The organism is Mycoplasmopsis equigenitalium (assembly GCF_024498255.1).
Lineage (GTDB): Bacteria > Bacillota_I > Bacilli_A > Mycoplasmatales > Metamycoplasmataceae > Mycoplasma_H > Mycoplasma_H equigenitalium.
In genome coordinates, this window is sequence record NZ_CP101808.1 from 190,434 (window position 1) to 206,572 (window position 16,139).

General features: G+C 31.3%; 14 protein-coding genes. 7 read left to right on the top strand and 7 right to left on the bottom strand.

Features of this window, described 5'->3' with window-relative positions:
• The first annotated feature begins 17 nt into the window (after positions 1-17).
• Positions 18-1,223: a phosphopentomutase gene (locus NPA09_RS00900; RefSeq protein WP_129722227.1), complete on the top strand. Its 1,206-nt coding sequence runs from the start codon at positions 18-20 to the stop codon at positions 1,221-1,223.
• A gap of 31 nt (positions 1,224-1,254) precedes the next feature.
• Here NPA09_RS00900 and NPA09_RS00905 read toward each other — a convergent pair whose 3' ends face one another.
• From NPA09_RS00905 to nadE, 3 genes are read right to left on the bottom strand one after another with little or no spacing between them, the layout of a single operon-like run.
• A complete protein-coding gene (locus NPA09_RS00905; RefSeq protein WP_165036231.1) occupies positions 1,255-2,007 on the bottom strand; it encodes a DUF2188 domain-containing protein in 753 nt (250 codons plus the stop codon).
• A 12-nt stretch (positions 2,008-2,019) separates the two neighbouring features.
• Positions 2,020-2,748 carry a YebC/PmpR family DNA-binding transcriptional regulator gene (locus NPA09_RS00910; protein ID WP_129722224.1) on the bottom strand — a complete coding sequence of 243 codons (729 nt, stop codon included), beginning with the start codon at positions 2,746-2,748 and terminating at the stop codon, positions 2,020-2,022.
• A gap of 1 nt (position 2,749) precedes the next feature.
• Positions 2,750-3,565 (bottom strand): NAD(+) synthase, encoded by an 816-nt coding sequence (gene nadE, locus NPA09_RS00915; protein ID WP_256541839.1) that lies wholly within the window; start codon positions 3,563-3,565, stop codon positions 2,750-2,752.
• Between the two features lie 68 nt (positions 3,566-3,633).
• Here nadE and mnmG point away from each other — a divergent pair, with 68 nt between their 5' ends.
• From mnmG to NPA09_RS00935, 4 genes are read left to right on the top strand one after another with little or no spacing between them, the layout of a single operon-like run.
• On the top strand, positions 3,634-5,475 hold the full coding sequence (gene mnmG, locus NPA09_RS00920; protein WP_129722221.1) for a tRNA uridine-5-carboxymethylaminomethyl(34) synthesis enzyme MnmG: 1,842 nt from the start codon (positions 3,634-3,636) through the stop codon (positions 5,473-5,475).
• Positions 5,465-5,899, top strand: coding sequence for a 23S rRNA (pseudouridine(1915)-N(3))-methyltransferase RlmH (locus NPA09_RS00925; RefSeq protein WP_129722218.1), 435 nt, complete (start codon positions 5,465-5,467; stop codon positions 5,897-5,899). The genes mnmG and NPA09_RS00925 overlap by 11 nt, the downstream gene beginning before the upstream one ends.
• Before the next feature lie 43 nt (positions 5,900-5,942).
• Complete coding sequence (locus NPA09_RS00930) at positions 5,943-6,950, top strand: ECF transporter S component (RefSeq protein WP_129722215.1); 1,008 nt, start codon at positions 5,943-5,945, stop codon at positions 6,948-6,950.
• A gap of 8 nt (positions 6,951-6,958) precedes the next feature.
• On the top strand, positions 6,959-9,061 hold the full coding sequence (locus NPA09_RS00935) for a hypothetical protein (RefSeq protein ID WP_129722212.1): 2,103 nt from the start codon (positions 6,959-6,961) through the stop codon (positions 9,059-9,061).
• Positions 9,062-9,087: 26 nt separating this feature from the next.
• Here the strand turns inward: NPA09_RS00935 and NPA09_RS00940 are convergent, their stop codons facing one another.
• A complete protein-coding gene (locus NPA09_RS00940) occupies positions 9,088-9,885 on the bottom strand; it encodes a hypothetical protein (RefSeq protein ID WP_129722209.1) in 798 nt (265 codons plus the stop codon).
• Positions 9,886-9,941: 56 nt separating this feature from the next.
• Here NPA09_RS00940 and NPA09_RS00945 point away from each other — a divergent pair, with 56 nt between their 5' ends.
• Both NPA09_RS00945 and NPA09_RS00950 read left to right on the top strand, forming a co-directional pair.
• Positions 9,942-12,422 carry a valine--tRNA ligase gene (locus NPA09_RS00945; RefSeq protein ID WP_129722206.1) on the top strand — a complete coding sequence of 827 codons (2,481 nt, stop codon included), beginning with the start codon at positions 9,942-9,944 and terminating at the stop codon, positions 12,420-12,422.
• A complete protein-coding gene (locus NPA09_RS00950; protein WP_129722204.1) occupies positions 12,413-13,237 on the top strand; it encodes a bifunctional 5,10-methylenetetrahydrofolate dehydrogenase/5,10-methenyltetrahydrofolate cyclohydrolase in 825 nt (274 codons plus the stop codon). The genes NPA09_RS00945 and NPA09_RS00950 overlap by 10 nt, the downstream gene beginning before the upstream one ends.
• 68 nt (positions 13,238-13,305) lie before the next feature.
• Here the strand turns inward: NPA09_RS00950 and NPA09_RS00955 are convergent, their stop codons facing one another.
• Genes NPA09_RS00955 through hprK form a run of 3 tightly spaced genes read right to left on the bottom strand, consistent with a single transcriptional unit; the run spans position 13,306 to position 16,117 of the window.
• The gene (locus NPA09_RS00955; protein WP_129722201.1) at positions 13,306-14,211 is read right to left on the bottom strand and encodes an NAD(P)/FAD-dependent oxidoreductase; all 906 of its coding nucleotides are present in this window, start codon (positions 14,209-14,211) and stop codon (positions 13,306-13,308) included.
• A gap of 9 nt (positions 14,212-14,220) precedes the next feature.
• Entirely contained in the window at positions 14,221-15,210 is a 990-nt protein-coding gene (lgt, locus tag NPA09_RS00960) for a prolipoprotein diacylglyceryl transferase (protein ID WP_129722198.1), read from the bottom strand.
• Positions 15,203-16,117 carry an HPr(Ser) kinase/phosphatase gene (hprK, locus tag NPA09_RS00965; protein WP_129722195.1) on the bottom strand — a complete coding sequence of 305 codons (915 nt, stop codon included), beginning with the start codon at positions 16,115-16,117 and terminating at the stop codon, positions 15,203-15,205. The genes lgt and hprK overlap by 8 nt, the downstream gene beginning before the upstream one ends.
• Positions 16,118-16,139: the final 22 nt, after the last annotated feature.

The window sequence follows — 16,139 nt, forward strand, 5'->3', positions numbered from 1 at the left end:
CATAACAAAGGAGAAAAATGTCAAAATTCAATCGTGTAATTATGATTGTTACCGATTCCTTAGGAATTGGTCCTGATAAAGATCAAAAGAAATGAAACGATACTGGCGCAAATACAATTTATGCGGCAAGTAAAAGTGAAGAATTTGAAATTAAAACTTGAAGAGATATGGGGATTGCTAACATTGCACAATTACACAATGTAATGCCAGTTAAAAAACCAATCGCTTATGTTACAAAAGTGCAAGAAGTTTCTAATGCGAAAGATACACTTGCAGGACACTGAGAAATGATGGGAATTAAAACTGAAATCCCATTCCCAACCTTTACCGAAAATGGTTTTCCTGACGAATTAATTAAAGAATTGGAAAAAGCTTTTGACGGACGTAAAATTGTTGGAAATAAATCAGCTTCAGGAACAGAAATTATTGATGAACTAGCACACGAAGAACGTGACAATAACGGGATTATTGTTTATACATCATTTGATTCGGTGCTTCAAATTTGTGCTCACGAAGAAATTATCGGTTTAGATAATCTTTATCGTTATGCAAAGGCTGCCCGTGCAATTTGTAGTTCACGGCCAGAGTGAAATGTAGGTCGGATTATTGCCCGCCCATATGTTGGTACACCAGGTAACTATACAAGAACTTTTAATCGTCACGATTATGCCAATAAACCTGAGCACACAATTCTAAACAAATTACAAGACAAAGGTGTTAAAGTGATTTCGGTTGGTAAAATCAACGATATTTATGTTGGAAACGGAATTGATGAGAAATATCCTACCAAATCAGACCCTGAAAATATGGATCAAACTATTGATTTGGTAATGAAAGATACCAAGAACGAACTTATTTTTACCAACTTAGTGCAATTTGATAGTCATTATGGACATCGTCGTAATGTTGATGGATACGCTAAAAATATTTCGATTTTCGATTTAAAACTTAAGAAATTAATTAGTGTTATGAAAGATGATGATTTATTAATTATTACTTCAGACCACGGAAACGATCCTTCATATCCTGGTTTTAACCACACAAGAGAACTTTTACCATTAACAATTTATTCAAAATCATTTAAAAAACCACGTGTTTTTGGAACAAATGATAAGAAAAATCAGGTAACTGGTTTAGGAACAGCAGGCAATATTATTGCTAGAAACTTTGGTGTTGATATTGTTCTTGAAACAGGTGATGATGTTTTTGACGAACTAGTTTAGAGATATAATAAAACGAGCGTAAAGGCTCGTTTTATTTTTCCTGTTTATGACTTACGCCAGCACGAATAGCGCCATTTGTTTTGTGCAAGACAACGCCAATTCCTTGTGTTTTTGCTAAGTTATTTGCATAATCATATGCTTCTTTTTGTGTTTTAAAAATAATAAGTGCTTTTTTAGCTTTGGCTTTTTTCACAATTCAACCACGGTCACTTGGAAGAACGTGATATCTTTTAATTAATTTGTTCTTTTTATTAGATACACCATCACGAATTCCGCCTGTTTTTTTGTGGATTAACATTCCCGCTTCTTGATTTTTAGATAAGATTTTAGCATATTCGATAGCTTCATTTTGTGTGTCAAAAAGTTTAATTGCACGTTGGCCTTTTGCTTTTTTAACTTGTCATTTATCATCTTTTAAGGTAACATGGTAAATGTTTGGTGTTTTGTTTTCTTTATGTGAAAACCCACTTCTAATTTGTCCTGATGTTCGATGTATTACAACGCCCGCCTTTTGGTTTTTTGCTAGTTTATCAGCAAATGAAATTGCTTCTTTTTGTGTTTTGAAAGTTTTAAGAATTTTAAGTGCGCCCACTTTTTTAACTTGTCAACGATCGTCCTTATTAAATGTAATGTGGTATGTATTTGGTTTTTTGATGATTTTTTGTACATCCTGTGTGGCGTCCGAATCATCGTGGTTATAGACAAGTACGTCAGTCTCTTGTGTTGTTTCGAATTCTTGTTTTTGTTCTTGTTCTAATGTTTCGTTATCAATAAGAATATTCATTTTGTTTTTTCCTTAAAGGTCGATATTATGGAAAACTTCTTGAACGTCTTCGTCATCTTCAAGTTTTTCAATTGAAGCGAGAATTTTTTGAGTTCGTTCTTCATCTAATTCAACATATGAATTTGGAACATAAGTGACCGCTGAGTGTTCGAATTTTTCGATTTTAAATTCTTTTTCAATACTTTCTGATAATTTTTGAAAATCGCTGGGTGCACACGTAATTGAAATAATTCCTTCTTCATTTTCAATTTCTTCAGCACCGTTTTCAATTGCGAATTCAGTCAAGGCATCTTCGTTTACTAATTTATCGCTAATTTGAATTAATCCCTTTTGGTCAAAAACGTAGGGCATTGTACCAACCTTACCGATTGTTCCGTTTTGCTTATTGAAATATGCCTTCATATTCGAGCTAAGACGATTAAAGTTATCTGATAAGCATGAGATTAAAATGGTTACTCCACCTGAAACTACGCCCGAATAAAGATATTCAACAAAGTTGGCACCATCATTATTTCCGCCTGCTGCTTTTTGAATTGCTTTTTCAATGTTTGCTTTTGGCATAGATTGTGATTTTGCTTTTGAGATCGCCAATCTTAATGCCGGATTCATATTTGGATCAGTTCCGCCATGTGCAGCGGCAACGTAAATTTCTTTAGATAGTTTTTGGAAAGCAACACCTCTTTTAGCATCTTGTGCGCCTTTGCGGTGTTGAATGTTTGCTCATTTTGAGTGTCCTGCCATATTATCCTTTCTTATTTATTACTTCAAAAATTGTTTTAGGTCTATGCGCCATTTGGCGTTTATGTTCACTAATATTGTGTAAATATTTTATTCTATTAATTTCATTTTCTGACAAATTAGTTTTTTCATCCATTAAGTATAAATCAAGTTTCTTATACGAAATTTGCATTTCTTCTTCATCGGTTTGCGAATTTCATAAATCTGCGCTTGGTTTTTTATTAATGATCGAATCAGGAACTTCAAGGTATTTTGCTAATAATCTTACTTCCGATTTTAATAGGTTGCCAAGTGGAAACATATCAGCGGCGCCATCACCATGTTTTGTAAAGTAACCTGTATATCATTCATCATAGTTATCTGTGCCGCAGACAAGATAATTATTTTCTTGAGCTATTGCGTATAAAATCATCATTCTAAGGCGAGGCATAATATTAATTTTTGCAGCATTATTTGTTAATTTTAAATTTAACAATAAATTATTGTATTCCAATGATAAGTCAATATTTTCTATTGAAATATTAAACTTTTTGCTTAGAAGATTTATGTCGTTTCCGTGCGTTTTATTAAGACTATTTATTGGCATTGAAATTGCTTTAATATTGTTTTTAAAAGCTAACTTTGCAAGGGCTAAAGTTAGTGCTGAATCAATTCCTCCCGAAATTCCAATTACTACACCTTTTGAGTTCGATGATTGAACCTTTTCTTGCATTCAATTTACAAGATAATCAATATATTTTTTTGCATATTCCATTGTCATTGGATGAAGTTGTAGATTTGTATCTAAAAGACGTGTAGTTGATTTGCTATTTACTTTCATATTATTATTAACTTTATTATACTTAATTAAATTTAAACATAAATAGCAATTTTGATTACAATATTAGCATGGAAAAGTCACAATATAGTTATGATGCTGTTGTAATTGGTGCTGGTCATGCGGGTCTAGAGGCCGCTTTTGCTTTGGCAAAATTAGGTAAAAAGACTGCGCTTGTAACGTTAGATATTACACGAATGGGTATGATGCCATGTAATCCAAGTATAGGTGGACCCGCCAAAGGAATAATTACCCGGGAAATTGATGCTCTAGGCGGAATGCAGGCTTATTGGGCTGATAAAACAAAGATTCAAATTAAGCTTCTTAACGAATCAAAAGGACCTGCTGTTCGCGCTTTACGAGCTCAAATCGATAAAGAAAAGTATAGTTTAGCGGTAGCAAACAGTGCGAAAAAACAAAAGAATCTAACTGTTATTGAAGATATGGTTGTTGATATTTTAGTAAAGAATAACGCAGTTGACGCCCTAGTTTTACAAAGCGGCAAAATTCTTAAAACGAAAGCAATTGTGGTGACAACTGGAACATACATGGACGCTCGTATTCTTCGAGGTAACGTTGTGACAATTAGTGGGCCAGACAATCAAAAAACAACTAATTTATTAAGTGCATCACTTCGCAAAATTGGCCTAGATATTCAAAGATTAAAAACAGGAACGCCACCAAGAATTTATAGCGATAGTATAGATTTTAGTCAAGTTGAAAAAGAAAATCTAGGAAATTATGAGTTTACATTTAGCGATAACCCTGACATGAAACTTGATAATCAAATATCATGCTATTTAACGTATACAACAAAAAAAACTCATGAAATTATTATGCAGAATCTTGATAAATCTGCAATGTATTCAGGTTTAATCAGAGGTATTGGTCCGCGCTATTGCCCCTCAATTGAAGATAAAATTGTTAAGTTTGCTGATAAAGATAGGCATCAAATTTTCTTCGAGCCAGAGACAGATAAACAAGATGTTATGTACATTAATGGGTTATCAACTTCTATGCCAGTTGAGGTACAAAAAGAAATAATTAAGACTATTCCTGGCCTTGCTAATGCCCGTGTACAAAAATGAGCATACGCCATTGAATATGATGCTATTAATCCACTCAACTTAAAGAAAAGTCTTGAAACTAAAAAGATAAGTAATTTATTTATGGCTGGACAAATTAATGGCACCAGTGGCTATGAGGAAGCGGCTGCACAAGGACTGATTGCTGGTATTAATGCAGCAAGAAAGCTTGATTGTAAAGAACCAATTATCATCGCTAGAAATGATGGATATATTGGTGTGCTAATTGATGATCTAACGACAAAAGGTACAAAGGAACCTTATCGCATGCTAACATCGCGTGCCGAATATCGTTTGTTATTGCGAAACGATAATGCCGATGAGCGTTTATACAAATACGCGAAAGAAATTAAAATAAAAAGTGCGCAGAAATTAAATTATATAAAAGCAAAATATTTAAAAATTCAAGAGAAAATAAAGGAATTGCAAGAAAATTTTGTTTCTACTAAATCTGAAATTGCAAAGAAATATGATGTTAAAAATGCTGTAAGTTACTTGCAACTTTTAGCTCGCCCTGAAGTGGATTATCTTGATATTTTAAGTGATTTTGAGTTTCCGTATGAAGTAATGGTTAATGTTCGTCTAAAAGGTTATATTGACAAGCAAATTAAAGAGGCACACAAAATGCAAAAGCTTGAAAGTATTAAAATACCAGAAGACATCAATTATGATGATGTTAATAATATTGCAATTGAGGCACGTATGAAATTAAAAGAAGTTATGCCTATGACTATTGGTCAAGCCTCAAGAATTAGCGGCATCAACCCAAGCGATATTCAAATGTTGATTTATTGATTAAAACTTAGGGAAGGTAACAGTGACAATTAATTTAATTTGTTTTGGAAAACTGCGCGTTGCTGATCAAGTTCTTTTTGATATGTACCATAAAAAATTGCATAATTGTAAATTTAACTTGATTGAATTAAAAGAATCAAATAATAAAAACATTGAGTTAAAAGTTAATGCCGAAACTAAAATGGTGCTTGAAAAAATACCAAAGAATTCGATGGTATATTTTTTAGATTTACGAGGAGATAAAATGGATTCGGTTGATTTTGCAAACAAACTACAGGTTGCAAATATTACTTTTGTGATTGGAGGATCAAATGGTTTTGATCAAGAGCTGATTAAATCATTTGCTAAAATCTCATTTTCAGACATGACTTTTCCTCACGAATTATTTCGTATTATGTTAATGGAACAAATTTACCGTGGAATTAAAATCAATGAAAATTCAAATTATCATAAATAATTAACTTAAATCTTAAAAAAATAAATATACTTATAGTATTAATATGAGTAATAAAAATAACAACCAAGGCCCAAGACGCTTTTGAGGCATTCGTAAAATTTCTTTTACAGCAATTCTAATATCGATTGCTGTTGTTTTTGCAATTATTGGAACTCAAATTATTCTTGTCGCTTCAATTCCAACTTTTAAAATTTCTTTTATTGGGTTACCGGTTAAAATTACGGGATTTATTTTTGGACCAATAGTGGGAATTTTGACGGGATTAATGGCTGATTTAATTTCATTTATGATTTTGCCAGTGTTTTTCCATCCTCTTTATACTTTGGCAACTGTTATGAACGGGATTGTTTCGGGTATTATCGGATGATTTTTCATTAAGTTTTTAGGATACTATTTTGGTTACGATATTCGGATTACTTTCCATAAAAAACGGATTGCAAAAGCAAAACGAAAAATTGCCTTACTTAAAAAACAAGCACTCGATGCTAATGCGGCATTAAGCGAACGTAATAAAGAAATTATTTCAAAGTTAGAGATTAAAATTTTGTATCGTGAAGCAAAAATTAAGAGATGACATATAAAAAAATATTCAACAACCCTTATGAATATTAATATGATTGTTGCATTAACAATTTTGGCTGGAATTATCTGCACCATTTCTGTTTCATTATCAATGCCACAAATTGTTAGTGATGAAATGTTAAAAGACTCAGTAATTAAAAATCGTTATGTCCTACTTGGTTTATTAGTTTTTGGATTTAGTACAATGGCTATTTTTGTTATTGTTGGTCGTTTTAAAATCAAACCAGAACGTTATACTGTGTTTGTGCCAATTATTATTTTTAGTGCATTACTCGAGTTTATTAATGTGCCATTACTTTCGATGGCTGATGCCGCCTCCTTATCAGGTCAAATGGACCGATGACCATTATTTATTGTTACCCATATTGCTACATCACCTATTAAAATTTGAGTTAATCTTACAGTTATCTACTATTCTTACTCAATTGTTTCGAATTTGATTAATCGAAACGAAAATGTTGTTTATTAGGAGGGGAGATGAGGAAACAAATTTTATTTTGTATCAACAATTTTAGTTTGTTAGATAATCAAAAAAAATATACATCTTCGCTTTTAATTAACGAGGCTTCGCATCATTTGTTTTTATGTGAAAATGAATGTGTTATAAAAAAAATGGAAGATTTTGACAGTTTTGATACCATTTATGAAAGCGATGGCAAATTTATTGAAGATAACATTAAAATTAATGTGCCTTACTTTGATGGAGATATTATTAAAGGTAATATTCCAAACGAGTATGTATTTCGTGATTTGTTAAATCAAAATCTTAATAATCGAATTATTAGTAAGCAACAAATAAAAAAAATGTATAAGTTGTTTAAACAAAAATTTTGAACTCTTTATGCTAACTTAATTGAACTTAAAAATACTCAGGAAAGAATTAAAGCTCAAAAAATGAATGAGTTTATTTTCTTTTATAACAAGGGTTTGTTTAAAGAAAATACAAAACCTAACTTTGAGCAAGTAAGCGATTTTTTGGACGAGTTTGATGAGATTGTTGATCAGATTAATGTTTTTAAAATGAAATGAATTTTTGATATTTTTAATATTTTCAAGTCAACACTTTTTAGTCAAAAAGATGACCCCGCAACGATTTTAGAAAACAAATTAAAAAATAATTATTCACAAATTAAAGTTATCAAAAATATTGTCGATAGACCTAATGTTTCATACGATAATCTATTGAAAATAACAAATTTAAAAAACGAAATAAATAGTATAAAAATTTCAATTAATAAGCGTCGTGCGTACGCGGGACTTGATTTTGATGAAATTATTTTACGGGTAAAAAATCGTTATCGTGTTAATAAAAACTCGAAAAACAATTTATTAAAATATAGAGCATTTATTTATAAACATTCAGCTCAAGAAGCGGCAAAACAAAGAAAAAATATTCTCTTACTTTCAAAAGAGCAAATCCAAAGACTGGAAAGAAAATTTTTTGATGAACTTTATTTTTTCACTATTTCAAAAACGAATTTTGCTTTATTTGAGAACAGTCAAAAGAAATTTAGAAAAACTTTGACAGAGTTTATCAGCGAAGTATTAGATGAATTTATAATTCAAAGCAAAAGAAATTTTGTTAATTTCAATAGTGATATTGCTCGTATTAAAAAAGAAATTGTCTCACTTAGTAAGTTTGTTTCATGAAATCGAAATAATCTTGATATTCATAATTTATTTATCAATAAATATTATTCGTATCAAGAAGATTTAGCAGAGAAAAAATGACTAGATAAGCATGAAAAAAATACAAACAATCAAAAAATTAAACTTAACTCATTTTTAGTAAATCGTCATCGGTTAGCGCAAAAAAGAATTTCAAGATATAATCAATTATTTATTCGAAGAATAACGTTATTCATAAAAGGAAAAGGACAGGCTTGAAATGATTTGTATCGTAAATTGGAACGCATTGAAAGCAAGTGAAAAAACAATTTGATTATCGATGATGTAGAAACAAACGTTATTAAATTATTTTCATCAAATTCAATTTGTCGTCTTAGCAAATTTACCAGATTAATGAATATTTATGAGTTGCTAAAATTAATTGATGTTTTTAAAATTGCGCCAGAAATTCTTGTTAATAAATATCGTTCAACATCTGAATTTAATATTAAGAAGATAATGTTGCTTTCGAAGATGATTAATAATGATCGTATTGTTCAATTTGATTTAACTAAAATTGAATATAACACTCCATTTGGTAACTGATTTTACACTAATATTTATCCTATTTTGTCACAGTCAAAAATTAGTAGTCTATTAACCGTGTCGAAACAAGATCCTGATTTTAAAAATAAAATTAAGGATTGAAAAATTAATTGAATTTACTTTATTAAAAATAGCTATATTTTAAATGCAATAAATGCTGAAATTCAACCAGAAATCTTGAATTTCATTGACAAAAAATGGAAAATCGCCCCCTATGATTACATTAATATAATCAAAGAATCTGATAAAAGAATCGACAACCATTTTAATTTAAAGGCAATGTTTGATATTAACAAAGGAACAAAACAAAACGTTATTGGTAAAAATACAAACGAATTTGAAATGACAAGATATGTTCATAAATAAAAAACAGTCGCTAATAACGACTGTTTTTATATATATTCTGCTTCTAAAATTGGTAAATTGTTTTTTACATCAATTTCATTAATATCGATTGCTTTTTTATTAATAAGGATGTAGAAGTTTTGTTTTGCTTTTTTTTCTAAGAAGTAAACAATACATAACTGTTTACGTGTATTTTCATCAAAGTTTGCAACGTTTTGTCCAGGTTTTAATAATGTATTTAATTCAAGATCCTCAAAGTTCATAGCGTTTTTATCATAATAAATTTTAGTTTTTTCAAATTCGTTCGGGTTGTTTGAGATGAATTGTTGATCTTTAGTGGTTTCAATGAAGTATTTTTTATGGTCATTTGTAAAGACAAATGTAGTTAGCTTAATTTTGAATTTAATACTAATTAATTTATTGTTCAAATCATATTTTTTATCAACATTAATAACTTCATATTGAGCATCATATTTGATGTATTCAAGATAATCAACGTTGGCAGGTGTTTTCCTACTTAAAATTGATAAAAATAACGAATTTTGTGGGTTGACGATTTCTAATAAATAATTGTTTTCAAGCACTTTTTTTGGTACGATGTCAGAAAGCAAAATTTGCGACTTGTTTTCGGTTGATACAGGAATTACTTCATAGTTTGTATAAAAGTTTATTTTGCTACCAATAATTCCAATTTTTAAATTATTAATCACCCTTTTGCCACGGAATTCATTCATTCTTAATATTTTACTTTCTGCTTCTTTGTTACACGATGTAGCAAACAGACTTGCGCATAAAACAAGACCCGTACTACCTCAAATTAAATGTCTATATTTTTTTAAACTCATAGTAGTTATTATAAATGAAATAATAATATAATATTAAATGTTAGAAACGGAGACCAATGGATAAGATTTTCGATCATAATAAATACGAACCAATAGTTTTTAAAAAATGACAAGAAAAACGTTATTTTTCCAAACACGATACAAGTAAAAAACCTTTTACTATTCTCTTACCACCCCCAAATGTTACGGGAGTTTTACACCTGGGTCACGCACTTGATACATACATTCCCGATACCGTTAACCGTTTTTACAAATTGAATGGGTATGATGTATGGTTTATTGCTGGGATGGATCATGCAGGAATTGCGACGCAATCAAAAGTTGAACAACTTTTAGTTAAAGAAGGGAAAGATAAACATAAATTAGGCCGCGAAGCATTTTTGAAAGAGTGTTGAAATTGAAAAGCAAAATACTCACAAATTATGCGTAAACAGTGAGAGGGCTTAGGGCTTTCACTTGATTTAGAAAATGAACGCTTCACACTCGATGACGATGCTAATGAGGCAGTACTTAAGGTCTTTGTTGATTTGTATCATAAAGGATATATTTACCAAGGTTACTCACCAATTAATTGGGATTGTCAGCTCAAGACGGCGTTAAGTAATATTGAGGTTATTAATGAAGAAACTAAACAAGATATGGTTTATATTAAATATCCAGTCGTTGGTAGCAAAGAACATGTAACAATAGCTACTGTGCGTACTGAAACTTTATTTTCGGATGTGGCGGTTGTATATCATCCAAAGGATAAAAGATATAAACATCTTGCTGGTAAGAAAATTCTTCATCCTTTATTAAAAACAGAAATTCCAATTATTGCCGACGAATATATTGATCCCGCTTTTGGAACGGGACTAATGAAATTATCGGCGCATGCGACAGAGGATATCGCAATTATTAAGAAACATCAACTTGCAGTTAATGAAACCATTAATGACGATGGTGTTTTATACAACGCTAACGAGTTTTCTGGTCTTGATCGTTTAGCCGCTAGAAAAGCAATTAATAAATATCTTCTTGAACATAATTTTGTTGAAAAAGTTGAGGAAACTATATCAAATGTAGGTTATAGCGAACGAACAAAAACCCCTGTAGAAATTTTAGTTCGTAAACAATGATTTGTAAAGATGGACAAGTTTGGCCAAGATGTGCTTGCGAACTTAAAAACAAAATTTGGTTCAAAATTTTATCCTTCACGTTTTGCAAACGAATTAAAACGTTGAATGTTGAAGGTTCATGATTGGACAATTTCTCGTCAACTTTGATGAGGCCACCGAATTCCTGCTTGATATAAAAATGAAGAAGTAAAAGTACAAATAGACTCGCCTGGACCAGGATGGGTCCAAGATGAAGATGTACTTGATACTTGATTTAGTAGCGGAATTAGTTCATTTACATTCTTAGGGTGACCGCAAACTAATAAACATCTTAAACATTATTATCCAGTTAATTTACTTGTTACTGGGCGTGATTTGATTTTCTTTTGAATTGCTAGAATGTACTTTTTCAGTCTTGAATTTATTGGTAAAGCACCGTTTAAGGATATCATGATTCATGGCTTGGTTCGTGACGAGAATAATGTTAAAATGTCAAAAAGTTTAAATAATGGAATTGATCCTAATGATGTTATTGCCAAGTATGGAAGTGATACATTGAGATGGAGTATTGTTTCAAATACAAAAGCCGGCAATGATCTTAGAATTTCTAACAAAGATTTTGCAATTCATCAAGCACTAATTAATAAACTTTGAAACGTTGCGCGTTATATCAAAAACAAGAAAGAAAATGGTGTTGATGATAAACTTCATGAAGTTGACAAATGAATTAACAACAAATTATTAAATCTCAAGAAAAACATTGAAAAATTATTGAAAAAATATGAATTTTCGTTAATAGGAAAAGAGGTTGAAAAGTACATATTTAATGATTTTTCATCTTGATATATAGAATTATCAAAAACACTAAATAACAAGCAACACTCTCTAGAAATTCTTAAAAAATCACTATTAGTTTTACATCCCTTTTTACCGTTTGTTACAGATGCAATTTTTAGCGAAGTTTTTAATGAATCTTTACTTGATTTTAGCTGACCTGTTATTAAGAAATTTGCAATTACGAATCACATTGATATTACTATTGAAATTGTTACTTCAATTCGTAAATATCGTCAAAATAATAATATTAGTAATAAAGACATGATCTACTTTAACTTTGAAGGTGAAATCGATAATAAAACACTTGTAAGTATTAAAAAAATGGCTAATTGTGAAGTAATGTTAAATAAAGATTATTTAGTTGCATTGAGTATGGGTAATCTATACATTAAAATGGATGATAGCATCAAGGCGCAAATCAAAAAAGATCTTGAGGCTCAAATTAAATTTTACGAAGCCGAAATTGTAAGATCAACAAATATTCTAAACAATAAAAATTTTATGTCTAAAGCGCCTGCTGAAAAAATCGCTGAAGAAAAAGCAAAGTTCGAAGACTATAAGCAAAAATTAGCTCAGTACAAGAAGGAGCTAGCATGCAATTAATGGATGGAAAAAAACTTGCACAAAGTATTACTAACGTAATTAAAGAGCAACTTAAAAATTTAAGAATTAAACCAACATTAGCAATTGTTCAAGTTGGGGAAATTGAGTCATCAACTAAGTACGTTAATTACAAGTTAAAAAAAGCGATTGAACTTGGAATAAAAGCGGAGCTATTTAATTTTGCTGAAGACGTCTCGTTTGACGAGTTGAAAAGATTTTTTAAAAAACATCTTAACAAGTTTAGTGGGATTATGGTTCAGTTACCATTACCAGGTCACTTAGATAAGCAAAAAGTATGCGACTTGATTCCGTACAAAAAAGATATTGATGGCTTAACTTCTAAGAACAATAGTAAATTTTATTCAAATCAAGTTGCTTTTACACCTGCTACAGCTAACGCAATTCTTAATATTTTAGATTATTACGGAATTGATGTTTATAGTAAAAAATGTGGTGTGATAGGACAATCTGATTTAGTTGGTAAACCTGTTTCTTATTTACTTCGTAAAAAGGGTGCTATCGTTAACACTTATGACATATCAACAGGTATTGATAATATTGTTGAAAACGATGTTTTAATAGTTGCTGCTGGAGTTGCTCATTTAGTTGATTACACCATGGTCAAAGAAGGGTGTGTTGTAATCGATGTTGGTACCAACATCGATAAACATAGCGAGTATAAATTAATGGGTGATGTAAACCCGGAAAAATTAGAACAAAAAGCAAGTTATCTTGCGCCAGTACCTGGAGGAATAGGTCCTTTAACTGTTGTCAGTTTGTTTTATAATTTAATTTTCAATCCACACAATTCATAAAACTTATTTTTGAAAAAATCAATAAAAAAACAGTATTTATTATTGAAAAATACTGTTTTTTGTTTTGATTATCCAAGACGATTAACGATTGTTTTAGCTGCTATCGCACCATCTGATGCAGCGGTGATGATTTGTCTAATCTCCTTGTCGCGAACATCTCCTACGGCAAATATGTTTGGAATTTGCGTTTCCATTATTTCGTTAGTTTTAATAAAACCTCTATCATTAGTAATCATCAAATCTTTTAAAAAGTCTGTGGCAGGAATCATTCCAATGTATGAAAAGAATGCGTTTGCTTTTAATTCTTTATTTTTTCCTTTTTGTTCGATAATAACGCTTTCAAGTAATGATTTGCCTTTTAGTTCTTTTACATTTGTGTTGTAAAGAATTTCAACATTTTTTTTACTTAATAAATCATTAATTAAAGATTTTTCTGCAGTCAAATGGTCGATGTTAGTAATCACATAAAGTTTTGAAGCTACAGAAGCCAAGAATGTACCTTCCTCTACAGCGGAATTACCACCACCTAGAACAACCATTGGCATCCCCTTAAACATTGGGCCATCGCAGATACCACAATATGAAAAGCCTTTGTGCTTAAACTCGTTAAGATTTTTAATAAATGATGGCTCACGATTCATCATTCCTGTAGCTATAATTACCGATTTTGCTTGTAGCACTTGACCATTAGCTAGTAAAACTTCCTTGTTAAATTCATTATTTGAACGAATATTAACTACTTCACCTGCTTGGTATTTAGCACCCGCTTTCTTTGTGTGTTCTAAAAATCTAGTCGCTAATTCAAATCCAGTTACGTACTTGTCACCAATTCAGTTTTCAATTTTGTTGGTAGCAAGCATTTTGCCGCCCGGTGCTTCTTTCTCAACAATAACAACATTTAAATTGCTTCGTGCTGCGTATAACGCGGCATTAAGTGCAGCAGGTCCTGCGCCAATAATTACAATATCATACATTATTCCCCTTTAATTGTTTTGGTTAGTTTCGGCGGTTTGTTTTGGATAAATTCGAAACAGTCTTTGCATTCAATTGTGGTAATTTTCTGGTTTTACCTTTTTATTTTTTCTAACCATTTCAAATCGATTTTTTTCTTTGATTCAGATACGATCGTAAAGATCAAGGATAAATTCAAAGGTTACGAAAGCAATCATTCCAAATACAAGGAACAGTGCCGAAGTGATTTGGTAAATACCGTAGCCATGAATCCGGTATGGTTCCATTATCATTCTGACAGCGCCATATCAAACAAAGTAAAGTGCACCAGTTGAACCAGGTTTAAGTAAATTCATTCCATTACATAATCAAGCTAAAACGATATAACCTAGGAGTGTAAGGCCTGCTTCGTAAATAAATAGTGGATGACGAAAGGCGCCACTTACATTTAAGTTGTTTGATAATTCATCGGCTAGAAACATATTTGAAGCAGCACCTTCGCCCATTCAAAGTGCACTATTACCAGTTCAGTCAATGTTACCGTAAATTTCGTGGTTAGCATAGTTTCCAAATCGACCAATTACTTGCCCGATGAAAACACTTGGGAAAATAATTGTAAAGACTTTGATTAAGTCAACCTCATATGTTTTAGTTGATAAGTAAATCGCGTTGACAACAAAGGCCATCATAACTCCACCTTGGATGGCAAGCCCTCCATCTCAGATAGCGTACCAACGACTAAAGTCGAATGAATCGCGATAATAAATTAACTTTTCAGTGATAAATCATAGACGTGCCCCAATAAACGAGAACGGAATTGTCAAGATAATCATAGTTAAAAGTATTTCAAAGCTGTATTTCTCACGTTTTCAGAAGTAAGCAACGGTTAAAATGGCCGCAATCATCCCCATCATCATTGTTAATGAGTAGGTGTGAAAGTTGTAATTGCCAATTTGAAAAAGTACGTGCGCACTACCCACGTGTTTTGGTTCGAAATTAGTTGGATTAAAATCGTTATGCATTTCTAGCCCTTCTATTTAAAATATCAATTACTTTAACACCATTTTGACGCGCGATGTATGTATTAACGGCGGTTTCAATTAAGGAAGCGATACTTCCACCTTTTTTGATAGGAATTTGAATTTTATCAATATAACCTTCAAGCACGTGTTCTTTTAAGTAGTCAACACCAAGTCGATCGAGGTTAAGATCTTGGTTGACAAGTTCAACAACAAGTTTGATTTGCGCGCTATCGCTCATAACTTTAGCGCCATATGTAAATTTAACATCAATTAGCCCAATCCCTCTTACTTCTAGTAATGATTTAGTAATTTCTGGACTACGGCCAATGAAATTCATTCCTAATTGTTTAATAATAACCGCATCATCACTGACAAAGATGTGACCATTTTGAATTAATTCAAGTACAGCTTCAGATTTCCCAACTCCACTAGGACCGGTGATTAATACCCCGATGTTGCTAATTGAAACTAAACAGCCGTGAAGTTGCACTTCTTTGGCAAAAAATTCTGATAGATAAGCACCTACCGTTGAGGTAATAGTTGAAAGACTTTGGTTTTGTCAAGCAACGGGGATATCGAATTTATTAGCAACTTCTACAACCCAATCAACTGGTGTTTTCTCGAACCCTTTACTTAAAACAATAATTGGCGGGCGGTATTTAAGAACTTGTTCAAGAGCAGCGATAGTTTTCTTTTTACCTAATCTTGTAAAATAAATTGATTCACTAGTTCCTCAACCAATCAAGTTTCTAGCAAGCTTATCATTAACAAGGGCGCCTGAAAGTTCTAGACCAATTCGTTTGATTGCTGGTTCTTCAACTTCTCGTAATTCTCGAATTTTGTCGAGATTCAACATATTAAATTTGAACCGATGAATAATGCTTTGTACGTTAATTGATTTCTTCATAGTTACTATTATATATTATTAA